At 51.5% G+C, this 14,458-nt stretch carries 15 protein-coding genes, 1 tRNA gene, 1 rRNA gene and 1 pseudogene (1 of these 18 cut by a window edge); 13 read left to right on the top strand and 5 right to left on the bottom strand.

The features are described from left to right. Positions 1-4: 4 nt before the first annotated feature. The gene (locus tag L3N51_RS05425; protein ID WP_238025958.1) at positions 5-175 is read right to left on the bottom strand and encodes a hypothetical protein; all 171 of its coding nucleotides are present in this window, start codon (positions 173-175) and stop codon (positions 5-7) included. 127 nt (positions 176-302) lie between these two features. Here L3N51_RS05425 and L3N51_RS05420 point away from each other — a divergent pair, with 127 nt between their 5' ends. The 10 genes from L3N51_RS05420 to lysS all read left to right on the top strand — a co-directional run bounded on the left by L3N51_RS05420 (position 303) and on the right by lysS (position 8,612). Further along, positions 303-698 carry a translation initiation factor IF-5A gene (locus L3N51_RS05420; protein WP_238026064.1) on the top strand — a complete coding sequence of 132 codons (396 nt, stop codon included), beginning with the start codon at positions 303-305 and terminating at the stop codon, positions 696-698. A gap of 1 nt (position 699) precedes the next feature. Next, on the top strand, positions 700-2,040 hold the full coding sequence (locus L3N51_RS05415; protein ID WP_238025956.1) for a signal recognition particle protein Srp54: 1,341 nt from the start codon (positions 700-702) through the stop codon (positions 2,038-2,040). Next, the gene (locus L3N51_RS05410) at positions 2,006-3,085 is read left to right on the top strand and encodes a pseudouridylate synthase (RefSeq protein WP_238025954.1); all 1,080 of its coding nucleotides are present in this window, start codon (positions 2,006-2,008) and stop codon (positions 3,083-3,085) included. Before L3N51_RS05415 ends, L3N51_RS05410 begins: the two co-directional genes overlap by 35 nt. Before the next feature lie 7 nt (positions 3,086-3,092). Continuing rightward, a complete protein-coding gene (locus L3N51_RS05405; RefSeq protein ID WP_238025953.1) occupies positions 3,093-3,950 on the top strand; it encodes an NAD(P)-dependent oxidoreductase in 858 nt (285 codons plus the stop codon). Positions 3,951-3,974: 24 nt separating this feature from the next. Next, positions 3,975-5,024, top strand: coding sequence for a glycosylation protein Agl16 (agl16, locus tag L3N51_RS05400; RefSeq protein WP_238025952.1), 1,050 nt, complete (start codon positions 3,975-3,977; stop codon positions 5,022-5,024). Positions 5,025-5,097: 73 nt separating this feature from the next. Then, a complete protein-coding gene (locus L3N51_RS05395) occupies positions 5,098-5,892 on the top strand; it encodes an SDR family oxidoreductase (RefSeq protein ID WP_238025951.1) in 795 nt (264 codons plus the stop codon). A gap of 103 nt (positions 5,893-5,995) precedes the next feature. Continuing rightward, positions 5,996-6,175: a chromatin protein Cren7 gene (locus L3N51_RS05390; protein ID WP_012021704.1), complete on the top strand. Its 180-nt coding sequence runs from the start codon at positions 5,996-5,998 to the stop codon at positions 6,173-6,175. A gap of 30 nt (positions 6,176-6,205) precedes the next feature. Then, positions 6,206-6,880 carry a UMP kinase gene (pyrH, locus tag L3N51_RS05385; RefSeq protein WP_238025950.1) on the top strand — a complete coding sequence of 225 codons (675 nt, stop codon included), beginning with the start codon at positions 6,206-6,208 and terminating at the stop codon, positions 6,878-6,880. 2 nt (positions 6,881-6,882) lie between these two features. Beyond that, the gene (locus L3N51_RS05380) at positions 6,883-7,155 is read left to right on the top strand and encodes a hypothetical protein (RefSeq protein WP_238025949.1); all 273 of its coding nucleotides are present in this window, start codon (positions 6,883-6,885) and stop codon (positions 7,153-7,155) included. Positions 7,156-7,229: 74 nt separating this feature from the next. Beyond that, complete coding sequence (gene lysS, locus L3N51_RS05375; protein WP_238025948.1) at positions 7,230-8,612, top strand: homocitrate synthase; 1,383 nt, start codon at positions 7,230-7,232, stop codon at positions 8,610-8,612. 205 nt (positions 8,613-8,817) lie between these two features. On the opposite strand, the gene L3N51_RS05370 is transcribed toward lysS, so the two are convergent. The 4 genes and pseudogenes from L3N51_RS05370 to L3N51_RS05355 form a co-directional block, all read right to left on the bottom strand. Next, a tRNA-Leu gene (locus tag L3N51_RS05370) sits at positions 8,818-8,913 on the bottom strand. 157 nt (positions 8,914-9,070) lie between these two features. Continuing rightward, a pseudogene (locus L3N51_RS12745) lies at positions 9,071-9,226 on the bottom strand (PaREP1 family protein); the annotation flags it as partial. After that, a complete protein-coding gene (locus L3N51_RS05360; protein WP_238025945.1) occupies positions 9,183-9,548 on the bottom strand; it encodes a PaREP1 family protein in 366 nt (121 codons plus the stop codon). The gene L3N51_RS05360 and the pseudogene L3N51_RS12745, both read right to left, overlap by 44 nt. 84 nt (positions 9,549-9,632) lie before the next feature. Next, positions 9,633-9,902 carry a hypothetical protein gene (locus L3N51_RS05355; protein WP_238025944.1) on the bottom strand — a complete coding sequence of 90 codons (270 nt, stop codon included), beginning with the start codon at positions 9,900-9,902 and terminating at the stop codon, positions 9,633-9,635. A 404-nt stretch (positions 9,903-10,306) separates the two neighbouring features. Between L3N51_RS05355 and L3N51_RS05350 the strand changes: the two genes are divergently transcribed. The 3 genes from L3N51_RS05350 to L3N51_RS05340 all read left to right on the top strand — a co-directional run. After that, positions 10,307-11,758 carry a hypothetical protein gene (locus tag L3N51_RS05350; protein ID WP_238025943.1) on the top strand — a complete coding sequence of 484 codons (1,452 nt, stop codon included), beginning with the start codon at positions 10,307-10,309 and terminating at the stop codon, positions 11,756-11,758. Positions 11,759-12,110: 352 nt separating this feature from the next. Further along, positions 12,111-12,434, top strand: coding sequence for a hypothetical protein (locus L3N51_RS05345; RefSeq protein ID WP_238025942.1), 324 nt, complete (start codon positions 12,111-12,113; stop codon positions 12,432-12,434). Positions 12,435-13,272: 838 nt separating this feature from the next. Next, positions 13,273-14,458 (top strand): 16S ribosomal RNA (locus tag L3N51_RS05340) (it continues 311 nt past the right edge of the window).

Here is a 14,458-nt window from a genome sequence, read left to right as displayed (position 1 = left end):
TCGATCAAACTGAATTGGGCTCCTCATCCACCTCTAAATAGCCAAGTATCTCATTAAAAGTGTTCTTCTTGCACACCTTGCAGTAATGGTAAATTGATTTCTGCTTACTTATGTCAAAACTTACGTTGAGTAACAGCTCCGAACCGCACTCCGTACATCTAATTTTCCAAGGCATACTTATTTAGGGACGTAGGTTCAAAATAAATCTGCTGTGAAGAAGAATCTAGTCTGATCCATGATGAAGGGCCAAAGCTCAGAGCAAGAGTTTTAAGCCTAGTGTAGAAGTGGTGAACTGGATAATAATGGGGATAAATTACTCCACAGTTGGTGAAATGAAAGAAGGTAGCTACATAGTTATAGATGGCGAACCCTGCAGAGTGGTAGAGGTTACCAAGGCCAAGACCGGAAAACACGGGAGTGCCAAGGCCAACATTGTGGCAGTCAGCATCTTCACCGGGGCCAAGAAGACTCTCATGGCTCCAGTGGACTCCACGGTAGAGGTGCCCATCATAGAGAAGCGCATGGGGCAGGTGATCTCCAACGTTGGTGACAAGGTTCAGATAATGGATCTTGAGACCTACGAAACCTTCGAGATAGATATGCCCACAGAGGAGGATGTGGCCAGCAAGATAAAGAAGGATGCAGAGGTGGAGTACTGGGAAGTGATGGGAAGGAAAAAGATAGTCAGGGTAAAGTAACTTGTTGGACGGAATAAGGGACGCTGTAAGGAAATTTTTGGGAGGTAACGCTTCCTACGAAGTAGCTGTGGAGGAGTTCATTAAGGATATTCAGAAAGCCCTTATTTCGTCAGATGTGCAGGTTAAACTTGTTTTCTCCCTCACCAGCAAGATTAAGGATAGGCTCAAGAAGGAGACTCCTCCCTCCAATCTTGAGAGAAGGGAGTGGTTCATCAAGATAGTTTATGACGAGCTTTCAGCCCTGTTTGGAGGGGACAAGGAGCCAGAGGTCAATCCAAAGTCGATCCCGTGGGTCATCATGCTGGTGGGCGTTCAGGGCACCGGGAAGACCACAACGGCGGGAAAGCTTGCGTACTTCTACAGAAGGAGAGGTTACAGGGTAGCGCTTGTTGGAGCAGACGTCTACAGGCCCGCGGCTTTGGAACAATTGCAACAGATAGGGAAACAGATAAATGTACCAGTTTACGGAGAGCCAGGGAGCCAGGACGCCGTGGGAATAGCAAAGAGGGGCGTGGAGAAGTTCCTATCAGAGAGATATGAGCTTGTGATTGTGGACACCGCGGGCAGGCACGGATACGGTGAGGAGGTTAAACTCCTGGAAGAGATGAAGGATATATACGAAAAGATCAAGCCCAACGAGGTAATCCTGGTTATAGACGCCTCTCTGGGCCAGAAGGCCTACGATCTGGCCAAGAGGTTCCACGAGGCCAGTAACGTGGGTTCCATTATCATTACCAAGATGGACGGTACCGCAAAGGGCGGGGGTGCTCTTTCAGCAGTGGCAGCCACTGGAGCTCCCATCAAGTTCATTGGAGTGGGCGAGAAAATAGATGAGCTGGAGGTATTCAACCCAAGGAGATTTGTTGCAAGGATTCTGGGAATGGGAGACCTTGAGGCCATCATTGAGAAAATGAAGGCCATGGAGGATTATGAGGGAATACAGAAGAAGATGGAGGAAGTCATTACAGGTAAGTCTAAGCTCACCCTCAGGGACATGTACAAGCAGATAGTGGCTGTGAGGAAGATGGGTCCACTCTCCAAGATCCTTCAACTTATACCCGGTATGAACATGATGGGAGACATCCCTGAAGATCAGGTTAAGGTGGGAGAGCAGAAAATGCAAAGGTGGCTCTCCATCATGAATTCAATGACCTATCAGGAGCTGGACAACCCCTCAATAATTGATAAGCAAAGGATGAGGAGGATAGCCATGGGATCTGGAACGGAAGTGGAGGAGGTCAGGGAACTCATAGAACACTTCAATACGGTGCAGAGAACTCTTAAGATGCTCAAGAGAAGGAAGAAGGATGTGGAAAAACTCTTCGGCCAGCTGGGTGGCTGAGCAGGCCCTATCCCTACTGGAAAGGTATCCACTCTGTGACTCCTGTCTGGGCAGATGCTTCGCGAAGCTCGGTTACGGTCATCTCAACAGCGAAAGGGGTAGATCCATAAAGCTCTCCCTGATCCTGGAAATTGATAGGAAGATCAAGGAGCATCAACTCCCCGACCTGGAGGGGATAAGGGAAGTACTCTTCAACATGGGGGGAGCAGGTGAATCGCTCTTTTCCCACTATTTTGGAAAGGGCTTTCAGAGGAGAGCCTGTTACCTCTGCAATGACGTCTTGGCACAGGTGAAGGAGGACTTCGTGGCAAAGGCCCTTTCCATCCTGAGAACCTCTCCCATGAGGTACGTGCTGGGTGTCAGGCTCTCCCCCAGAATGCAGGAACTGGAGACCAACTTCGCCGTTGGCAATGGCCTGATGTATTACGAGAGCATGAAGGCTGAGATCAGGAGGGAAGTGGGGAAGAAACTATCTCAGCTTGGTTTTGAGCCAGACATGGACAATCCTGAGGGAGAACTGGTGTACGACTTGGATACCAGGAGCGTTGAGGTGATAAGGAAGAACCAGAAGGTACTTTATCTCTACACTAGGCTCTCAAGGGGAGTCCCCATATCGTCCTGGTATTCCAGGGGAGGAGATTCGCTGGATAGGGAGATAGGAAACAAGATTATTATACCCTTCACCGAGCCCTCAGATGTGCGCATACTTGAACCCTACCCCCTGATAATAGAGGACTATCATGAGGAGAGAAAGGAGGTCATGGGCTACTCCCTTGTTAAGGTTTCCTCACTTGGCAAGAGCGAGTTCAATCTGCTCGTGGAAAACAAGCCCCTATCCAGGACCTACAGGGTGATCTTCTACTCCACTGAAAAGAAGGGGCACGAGATATATGACGGCATACAGGATATGCTAGTCGAGGCAAGGAATTTCGACGAGCTCATGGAAAAGATCAAGGAGATGAACGTGGAGATCATCTCTGTGGATCTGATTCGCACAGAGGGAAAGCATAGAAGAATAAGAGCTCTTTTAACCAAGACGGAGTAACTAAGTTATGCGCGTGGGGTTAGCCGGATTAGGAGTAATGGGTTGGAGAATAGCTGTCAACTTAAGAAATGCAGGCAAGCTGGACCTGGTGTATAACAGGACTACCTCCAAGGCGGAGGAGTTCTCCAAGAAATATCAGGTGAAGATAGCCAAGAATGTCAGAGAGTTGGCTCAGGAGTCAGACGTGATAATCCTCATGCTATCTGACGACATGGCGGTCAAGGAAGTGATATCGGAAATCCTCCCTGTGGTCAGGGGTAAAACTGTGGTGGACATGTCCACCATCTCTCCCTCACTTAGCATGGAGTTAGCAACACAGGTATTCAACGCCGGAGGAAGGATGTACGACGCTCCCGTGGTGGGTACTTCTGTCATGGTGGAACAGAAGAGGTTAACGGTACTGGTAGGGGGACCAGAGGATGGATTCCCAGAGATACGGGACCTTCTCTCCCACACCGCTTCCACCGTGCTATACATGGGTAAGAACGGAATGGGCCTATACGCTAAACTGGTTAACAACTTGCTCATAGGTGCCTACGTGGCCTCTATGGCCGAGGCATTCAACCTGGGAGTCAAGAGCGGACTGGATCCCAAGCTTGTGGCTGAATTCCTCGCCAAGTACAGCAGTGCCAGATCTCCCACATCCGAGATCAAGGCCGGAAAGATGGCCTCCAGGGACTACTCGACCCAATTCGCCACCAAACATATGAGAAAGGACCTTGAGATAATAGATAGGGAGGCTCAGAGGCTGAGAATAATCACCCCGATGTCCTCCCTCGCCCTCCAGCTCTACAGGATGGCGGAGTCCTGGGGCTTCTCGGAGGACGACTACATCTCGGTACTGGAGGTCTTCATGAAAAAATAGGGGTGTTTCGTCATAAAGACATGGATGATCACACCTCTTTTTCTTCCTGTTAGAGGAGGAACAGAAGTCCACGTTTATAATCTGAGCAAGGAACTGGTTAAGCTTTCGGTTGGCGTTGAAGTACATACTACTAGGGATACTTACGAGGAAAAGGGTGTTCTCAAACCGCTCGAGGTTATAGACGGGATAAAGGTGATAAGGCATCCCAGGACATGGAGATTTAGTAAGGAACCCGATTTACTCCATTTTCATAACCTAGGAAGAAAATTTAGTCCCTGGAACCTTTACACCTTTTGGTTTACCTTATTTGAGTCAAGATTTTACGATATTCCCATGGTCATAACTCCACACGACATTTTTGTGGTAAATAGGGGACTCATTTTAGATACGTTACAGAGGTACATGGGAAATAGACTTCACCGCATAATCGCAGTAAGCGAGTGGGAAAAGGAAGAGATGATAAGAAAAGGTTTCCAAGGAAGCAAGATTGTAACCATACCAAACGGCGTAGAAGATAAGGTATTTGACTACCCAGCAAGGGAAGGAACACATGACTATTTATTCTATTTGGCTAGAATTAGTCCCGAAAAGGGCCAACTATTTGCCGTTAAATGCGTCGAGAATATGGACATTAAGTTAGTGCTGGCGGGACAGGTGAGAGATCGGGAATATTTTGAACTTCTGATGAGGACTGTAAAGGAATTAGGACTAGAAAACAAGGTAAAGTATCTAGGACAGGTGACGGACGAGGAAAAATACGCCTTGATTGATGGTTCTCTTGCGCTCATTTTAACGTCGGAAGTCGAGGCGGATCCATTAGTGGTTAAGGAGGCCATGGTTAGGGGAGTTCCAGTTATTGTTGGCGATAGGGCAAAGGTTCTTCCCACTTTAGTCAAGGATCGCGTTAATGGGTTTGTGGTCTCCAACTGTGAGCAACTGAAACAGGCAGTAGAGTCCCTAAGGGACCCAAACCTAAGGAAAGAGATAGGAGAAAGAAACAGGGAAATCTCCAAGAACTGGAGATGGAGAGAAGTATCCCTTAAGGTTCTCGAGCTTTACAAGAGCCTTATCTAACTCGTGTTTCCCAGTTGCAAATCGCATCTCTCATTTCCCAACATTTTTAACGTCTCCCCTCTCTCTTTACCCGATGTTTCCTGTTCAGGGAAAAAGAGTCCTTGTTACCTCATCCACGGAGGGAATAGGCAGGGGAGTTGCAGAGACCTTCGCCTCCAATGGTGCAATCGTCACAATCACCTCCAGATCTGGAGAGAAGCTGGAGAGGGCCTTACACTACCTGAGGAGAATTAACCCAGCGGTTTACGGTACCCAGTCAGACATGACCAATCTGGACTCGCTGAACTCCCTGGTCTCATACGCCCTCCACGTGATGGGAGGAATCGACATCCTGGTGGTGAACTCTGGAAATCCACCCAGGGAGCCAGTCACTTTTTCAGGCACCGAGATCCAAGACTGGGAGCATGCAATCAGGTTATATCTGCTCAGCGCAGTCTCGCTCACCAAACTTGTCATCCCCAACATGGTCTCCAGAGGATGGGGCAGGATCTTCTTTCTCTCCTCCTGGACTGTGAGGGAACCCCAGAGCATTCTAGTCCTTGCAGACGTTTCCCGTTCACCCCTCCTCCAGCTCGCCAAGATACTCTCCAGGGATTACGGGAAACATGGCATCACAGTGAATACCATCCTCATGGGGAGCTTTCCCACCGAGGGGGCCAGAAGGACCCTTTCCCGATACGCCGAATCCAAGGGCCTTCCCTTCGATCAAGTTTGGAAGGAGAGAGTTCTGGACCCCATCTCAGTTGGCAGGATAGGTGACGTGAAGAGGGACCTCGGTTCTCTCCTCCTCTTCCTCTCAAGCGATATGGGTAGCTACATCACAGGCACAGGAATCCTAGTAGATGGAGGAACCAGTTCCGCAGTTTAAGGCAGTCCTTCAATGTCAGTCATTGATAAACTCATGGTATTATCAATTGCGATACTCATGGAAAGGTTTATAATATGAGTCCTACAACATTAAATTGATGAACATGACATACAAGAAGGCAGTCAAGATCAAGACGCCTGGAGGAAAGGAAGCTGAGCTAGCCCCAGAAAAGGCATGGACCCTAGCCCCTAAGGGCAGGAAAGGAGTCAAGATAGGCCTGTTCAAGGACCCCGAGTCGGGGAAGTACTTCAGGCACAAGCTACCCGACGACTATCCAGTTTAAACTTTTTATTGAGATCCCGATTCTTCCCTGATGAAACTGGTAGTCAAGGTAACAGGGAAGTTTTTTGATGCTGAAGGAGACAAGAGCCAACTCTCGTCATCCATCAGGTCCCTTGTGCAGGAGGGTCATCGCGTGGCCCTGGTGACGGGAGGAGGGGCCACCGCGAGGAGATACATCTCTCTGGGCAGGTCCCTGAACCTGAACGAGGCAAGCCTCGACCTCCTTGGAATCTGGGTGGCCAGGCTCAACGCGTTCCTCATGGCCATGTCCATGCCCGACCTAGCCTACGCCAGGATTCCGGAGAGCCTGGAACAGTTCCTGGAGTACTGGGGTCACGGAAAGGTGGTGGTGGTTGGAGGATTTCAGCCTGGACAATCCACCGCTGCCGTCTCAGCCCTGGTGGCGGAGGCAATTTCGGCTGACTATCTGATCATGGTCACCACGGTGGAGGGGGTGTTTGACAGCGATCCCAAGAAGAACCCCAACGCCAGGTTCCTCCCCCGGGTCACCACAACCGAGTTGAGATCCATCCTGGAGTCCACTCAGTCCGTCAAGGCGGGGACATACGAGCTTCTGGATCCCATGGCCATGAAGATCGTGGAGAGGTCCAGGATCAGGGTGATAGTGACAAGCGTTGACAAGATAGGGAAGCTTGCAAGAATTATTAAGGGAGAAGAAACTGCTAGTATAGTTGAGCCGGTGTAACCATGTCAGTCCTGGATCAAGAGGAGTTCGTGGAGCTCAGAAAGTACAAATCCAAGGTAAACCCCAAAGAAGTGGAGGCAATACTCTCCGAGGTGGAAATGGAGAGCAGGAAGAACGCGATCAAGACTGCCCTCATCTTCGTGTACGCCAATCACGTGGAGTCCATCACAAGGAACAGGCCCCTCTACAACCTGATCGGGGCAATCCTCGAGAAGTATTCCCCCAAGATGGGGATAGAAAGCGTTAAAGAACTCATATTAAACTCCCTATCTTAGTTCGAACTTTTCACTGGTCTTTTACGTAGATATTAATAAGTTTCTTACCGATCTAGAACTTCTAGGTGCGATAGATGAAAGTAGGTATACTGGACTCTACTTTGAGGGAAGGCGAACAGACTCCCGGAGTTGTGTTCACCACGGAACAGAGGGTTGAGATAGCCAAGGCCCTGTCAGACCTGGGAGTTTCCATGATCGAGGCCGGTCATCCGGCGGTTTCACCGGACATTTACGAGGGAATAAAGAGGATTGTGAAGCTCAAGAGGGAGGGGGAAATAACCTCAGAAATCCTGGGCCACAGCAGGGCAGTGAAGAGGGATGTGGAGGTAGCCAGCGAACTGGAAGTTGACAGGATAGCCATCTTCTACGGGGTCAGCGACATTCACCTCAAGGCCAAGACCAGGACCACAAGGGAGGAGGCACTCAACATCATTGCGGACGTGGTTCAATACGCCAGATCGCACGGGGTTAAGGTCAGGTTCACCGCCGAGGACGCGACCAGGACCGACCTGGATTACCTGGTTAAGGTGGCGAAGACGGCGAGGGATGCTGGAGCTGACAGGGTGAGCATAGCAGACACGGTGGGAATCCTCTATCCCACCAAGACCAGGGAACTATTTTCCTACCTCGTGAGGGAGGTGCCTGGAGTTGAGTTCGATATCCACGCCCACAACGACCTTGGAATGGCTGTGGCCAACGCCCTGGCAGCCGTTGAGGGCGGGGCAACCATAATCCACGCCACGGTGAACGGTCTCGGAGAGAGGGTTGGGATAGTGCCTCTCCAGACCGTGGCAGCTGCACTGAAGTATCACTTTAACGTGGACGTGGTGAGGCTGGACAAGCTGTCGTCTGTTGCCTCCCTTGTGGAGAAGTACAGCGGAATACCTATGCCCCCCAACACACCAATCACGGGAGATTACGCCTTCGTACATAAGGCAGGAGTTCACGTGGCCGGAATATTGAGCGATCCCAGAACCTACGAGTTCATGCCGCCTGAGGTCTTTGGCAGGTCCAGGGACTACGTCATAGACAAGTACACGGGGAAGCACGCACTCAAGGACAGGTTTGAAAGACTGGGGGTGAAACTGGACGACAGGGAGATGGAACAGGTCCTCGCAAAGATCAAGTCCAGCGAGGGAACCAGGTACTTCAGGGACGTGGACCTCCTGGAGATAGCTGAGGAGGTGACCGGGAAGGTGCTGAAACCCAGACCCCCTGAGAGGATAGAGGCCGTGGTCTCAGTGAAGTGTGGCTCAAACGTTTACACCACATCCGTGACCAGGAGGCTGGCCGTGATCCCGGGGGTTAAGGAGGTAATGGAGATCTCAGGTGATTACGACATAGTGGTCAGGGTGGAGGCCAGGGATTCGGCTGAGCTCAACAACATTGTGGAGAGCATAAGGTCAGTGAAGGGAGTGGAGTCAACGCTGACATCCCTGGTGCTCAAGAAAATGTAGTTCCGGGGCTTGAACCACCTCCAGGCAAAACCTTCGCTTGTTGTGTTGCTACAGTGTCGTTAAGCTTACATTCTGTTTTATCGCTTTGCGACTTCTCATTGAATTCCTTGAAACTTAAAATGCTAATATGACAACTATGGTATGGGCCTGCAATTTCATGAATTTTTCCTTCTGACCAGCTCGAGAAGGTCCAGAATCACCAACGTGCGGGGACGGGGATTTGAACCCCGGATGGCCTGCGCCAGCGGATCACTCTGGCGGTCTTGAGTCCGCCCCCTTGGACCAGCTCGGGCATCCCCGCACTATTATACGGAGTCCTTCAGGGTTAAAAATATGTTGCGCATCCAGACTTGCTGTAACTGGGCAGAACCGCAACCCGTGATCGTGTCATGTGGGGTCCCGCACTACCCCAGAATCTCCGCAATCTCGTGTATCGACCTAGAGTTTCGCATAACTTCATCTTCAAGACCCCGGGACACTGCCAGCAGTTTCACAGCCTCCTCCGCTGCCTTATAGTACTTCTCGCTAGCCTGAACCGCATCTCCCTTCTCCAGCAAGCGATCAGCCTCCTCAATCCAGGATAGTATTAGATGCTTTATCCGAGATTCTGACAAGCTCTCTCACTTTCTTAGCCTCCTCTTTAAGAATATAAGGTTCAGGAGTAGCGCTCAGAATTAAGATAGCGGATTTCCAGAGATCCTCGATTCCCCCAATCTCCTTCTCCAGTTCTCTCACAGCTTCTTGTAAATCGTCGAGACTCCATTTCCCCTTTCTTTCCACTTCCTTAACTATCCTAAGGTTCCTCGAAACGGCTAGAAGCTTGATTGCCTCCTCCGCTGCCTTATAGTACTTCTCGCTAGCCTGAACCACGTCCCCTTTCTCCAGGAGACGATCGGCCTCGCTTAGGTAAACATCAGCCGCGGTTTGAACTATCATGAGTTAAGATAATCTCCCCCGATATTTAACAAGTTATTCCCCTGTCGCAAGCCTGAACAGCACAGATCTGCTTTGAGAATTCCGTCAACACAGGTCCTGCGTGTAGCACAGGTAGGCGTCGTGGAGCTCCTGGCCTACCTCGTCCTGGTGGTCCTCGTGTGGGGGTGATCTAATCTCGTTGATTATGGCCTTGGCTATCTCATTCTCCTCCATCCGAAAAAGTGATCCTGTCCACGGCACGGAGTCAACCATCTTCCTGGCTAACTCCTCATCCACTCCCATGGACACTAGTACTACCTGCACCCTTATTGCCTTCATGACCGCGTCCATGGCCTCCTTGAAGCCAAAGCCCATAGCTCTAAACTAGATATGTGGCTTTTATAAATGTCTGGAAAACCTCGCCCTTCAGGGTAGCTCACAAAGCTTCGCGAACATCAATGCACTTCAGGAAAGATCTTATCGGTGGGTCGACGAGACCATCTGGATTCGGGAGACCTGTTGGGGCCCATACCCTCTGCTGTGTAGTGTAACGTGAGCGCGGAACATGGTAGCTCCAGCTGAACTTCTAGCGTCAGTACTTTGTGTAAGTTTTTACCCTGTGCTCTCTGAATGGTGTCCACGTCGGAAAGTAAAAATTAACCAAAACCACCAATGCACTGAGCTGCTGTTGATGAGTGTGTCCTGCGAAAGTCTTGATCTAGAGATAAATAATTTCAGAGCGGAGAGTGGGATAAAAAGGATAGGTTCTGGTGAGATCCATGGGAGAAGTTGTAATCTTGAACCAGGAGCAGGTTGAGGTTATTCCCCTTGAGCAGATCTTCGAGAGGATCGCAGCAGTCCTGGGGATAGGGATCACGCTAGAATCGGTCACGAGCGAGGCGGAGTGCGAGGCCAGCCAGCTGAGCTTCTTCTGCAGTAATCGCCTTGACGACGCGCTCTACAGGATGACTCCCGCCCTCATAACCCCCACCAGGTGGTCTCCGGGAGGGTTGAGAAGGGGTAGGGCCACCACCCCCTCTGAAGCTCCCCCGGACGTGTTCAACTTTGTGAGGCACGGGATCCTGGTGAAGACTGACAGGTGCACTGGAAAAGAGTGCGTCTACGTGTACGTGGGAGGGGCAGCCAGGGAGTGGCTGGACGGGGCTGAAAGGTTCATGGTTGCCCAGGGAGGGGCGTACTTCACGACCAGCGTTAACAAGGGGGCCGGGGCCAAGCTCGCGAACGTTGATTATCCCCTCATGATGTTACCCGTGAAGGGAAACGTGAAGAACTTCCTGCAACCCTACGACCCGGCCTGTAGGTTGTCAGGGCAGGAGAGGTTCCTGGATAGTGTTATGAACATGAACCCGGTGTATAGGACGGTGGAGGGGATACAGCAGGCCCTTAACCACCTGTCCTGGGCAGGGGCGGGATTGATCCCCACGTACGTGCCGTACATACTTCAGCACGTTTTCAATGAGACACTTGGATTTACCCAGCAGGTTTACGTGAAGGAGTCTCCCAACAGGAACAGGTACTTCCTAAACAATCAGGTGAGGCAGGATATCATCACCATCTCAGGTAAGGCTCCTCTCTTCCTCCCCGGGATAATCGGGTTCCCTGACGTGAATCTTGAGGGCGTACCCACAGCCGTGATCTACCCAAACCTTGGGGCCCTGGGAACCCCCTGCGGGCCTGACAGCGCTGACGTGTATACCATCAAGTCGATGTTCACCAACCCTAGGCTAGTGGGTATACCCCAGAACCCCTTGATCTACGGTTCCCCAGTCCTGGTTGGCGGACTGTGCACCGGCGGATGCGAGGGAGTTAACGTCATGGGCTTCCCCTTACCTCCTTCCAGCTCCTACTCCACCATGCCTGCCTACTCCCTCTCCACTCTCTTCCCGGCCCCCAGGAGCTGGTCCATGACTGACCTCGAGAGTTACGCCCGCCAGCTCGGCATCTACGACAGCTTCATGGAGGCCCTGAACGCGGTCATGAAGGCAATAAGGGTAGAGATAATACTCGCATCCAAGGGAATTGAGAGGGAGTTGGCTGAAAAGCTTGTCAACTCCTTGTCCTGGATGGGCTCCCTCTTCCAGATGGAGGAGAATGAGATAGCCAAGGCCATAATCAACGAGATTAGATCACCCCCACACGAGGACCACCAGGACGAGGTAGGCCAGGAGCTCCACGACGCCTACCTGTGCTACAGGTTCGGACATTGCTAACTCCCATAGTGTCGTCATGTTAGCATATTTTAAGGTTCAAGGAATTATGCGAGGTCGCCACGTCATGAGACGAATTTATGCAAGTTTGACGACACTATGCTAACTCCCAACACAACACCTCAAACCGAGAGATCCACCTTCACAGGCAAGTCTATTCTCACTAAACCTTGGATCAGGATCCCCCAGAGTATCACCTTTCTGCAATTCAACCTAGAACGCTCCCCTTACACTCAAGGTAGTGCTTTACGGATTTTGATGTAGTGAGATATTCTTCAAAAGAGTTCGCAGAAAATGAAAATTCATAGATAAGCAATATCATTGACCTTAAAAGTGAAATTTTACTAGGAGATCATTGGACAAAACTGAAATTATAGGTAAAATAGACTTGAAGGGATTTTCAGGAAAGTGCTATCAAGGATTTCCCCCATCCCTGGAACCCCCGGAGGCTACTCCCCATCCACAAGACAGGGAAATCACCCAGTCTAAAACGCTCTTACCGTCTCAGGGTCATCTCCTCGCCTACTCGCAAAACTCATTTAACCACCTCATTTGCACCCTTTTCACCATCTCCTTTCCGAGTACAGGGACACTCAGTACAGTCTACCACGTCACGGGGAAGGGTTGTCCGCCCGATCTCATTCGCTTTCCATCTCTACCCCTGGCTCTCAGAAGTTGAGATCCTTCTCGCCGGGGATATCCAGGGCTTAGAAAACCCACACCCTGAGAAATCGACGGAGACTCTAGGGAATCTTAGGTGACGACTCCACATAAGACGAAACCGCATCACCCAGAGATCCTGAGCACTGAAAGTAACCACACCCAACGCATCTTGATGCAAGCTATCCCAAAACCCACAAACTCCCTTCATAACGTCTTATCCACTCACCACCCCAAATCCACGACCCTGCTCCAGACTCAATGTCCCTCATCCGGATCAGGCAACACTTCATCCAACAATCTTCACGGAAACCCTCAACTCCCTACTTGCACTCTCTCAACCCACCATATCCCATCCACACCACAGGACAGATCCCTCTAGACCAATCCAGACTCAGCTAACTCCGCCCCGGAACCTGCCATCCCACCCTCTCCTCAACCTGCGTACACCCTGGTTCGTGGAATTCAAAAAACATCCATCACTCTCAAGTTATTCTAGAAATTTTCCATAAACTTTCTCATCTCTCTCCCTCTCTATCTAAATTCTTTTCTCTCTTGCCCGGAATTTATACGCTATCTTTCACTCAGTAACATCTCTCACCGAAAACTATTTTTTAGATTTCTCTTACTGGTCATCGACTCTTAACTCCCTCACTGGATAGGCAGAACCACCTTCACATAAGGACGTAAGCTTTATATTAGGTTCCAGGATAATAGTTATCTTGCGCAATGCCCCCGGCGGGCAAAACACCCGCACGGGGTTACGCTTATGGGGAGTTGAGTTCCCCGGAGCTAATAACTCCGGGTCTCTCATCTCCGACAGGGGAACCGAGGGTGGTGAAAGGTTAGCTGCCCTAATTCCGGTTGATCCTGCCGGACCCGATCGCTATAGGGGTAGGGCTAAGCCATGGGAGTCGTACGCTCTCGGGAAGAGGGCGTGGCGGACGGCTGAGTAACACGTGGCTAACCTGCCCTTGGGATCTGGATAACCCCGGGAAACTGGGGCTAATCCGGAGCGGGTAAGGGAATCTGGAACGATCCCTTACCTAAATGCCTCTCGGCTGATCCCGTCGAGAGGTGCCCAAGGATGGGGCTGCGGCCCATCAGGCTGTTGGGGGAGTAAAGGTCCCCCAAACCGATAACGGGTAGGGGCCGTGGGAGCGGGAGCCCCCAGTTGGGCACTGAGACAAGGGCCCAGGCCCTACGGGGCGCACCAGGCGCGGAACGTCCCCAATGCGGGAAACCGTGAGGGCGTTACCCCTAGTGCCCTCGCAAGAGGGCTTTTCTCCACTCCAGAAAGGTGGAGGAATAAGCGGGGGGCAAGACTGGTGTCAGCCGCCGCGGTAATACCAGCCCCGCGAGTGATCGGGACGTTTATTGGGCTTAAAGCGCCCGTAGCCGGCCTGTAAAGTCACCGTTTAAAGACCCGGGCTCAACTCGGGGAACGGCGGTGATACTTACAGGCTAGGGGGCGGGAGAGGTCGGAGGTACTCCCGGAGTAGGGGCGAAATCCTCAGATCCCGGGAGGACCACCAGTGGCGAAAGCGTCCGGCTAGAACGCGCCCGACGGTGAGGGGCGAAAGCCGGGGTAGCAAAAAGGATTAGATACCCTTGTAGTCCCGGCTGTAAACGATGCAGGCTAGGTGTCGCGTAGGCTTTGTGCCTACGCGGTGCCGCAGGAAAACTGGTAAGCCCGCCGCCTGGGGAGTACGGCCGCAAGGCTGAAACTTAAAGGAATTGGCGGGGGAGCACCACAAGGGGTGGAACCTGCGGCTCAATTGGAGTCAACGCCTGGAATCTCACCGGGGGAGACCGCAGGATGACGGCCAGGCTAACGACCTTGCCAGACTCGCGGAGAGGAGGTGCATGGCCGTCGCCAGCTCGTGTTGTGAAATGTCCGGTTAAGTCCGGCAACGAGCGAGACCCCCACTTCTAGTTGGTAATCGTCTCTCCGGAGACGGTCCACACTAGAAGGACTGCCGGTGTTAAACCGGAGGAAGGAGGGGGCCACGGCAGGTCAGCATGCCCCGAAACTTCCGGGCC

Origin of the sequence: Metallosphaera javensis (ex Hofmann et al. 2022), assembly GCF_022064045.1 — an archaeon.
Classification (GTDB): domain Archaea; phylum Thermoproteota; class Thermoprotei_A; order Sulfolobales; family Sulfolobaceae; genus Metallosphaera; species Metallosphaera javensis.
Note: the sequence above shows the minus strand (reverse complement) of the source record. Positions and strands in the feature narration are given on the sequence as shown.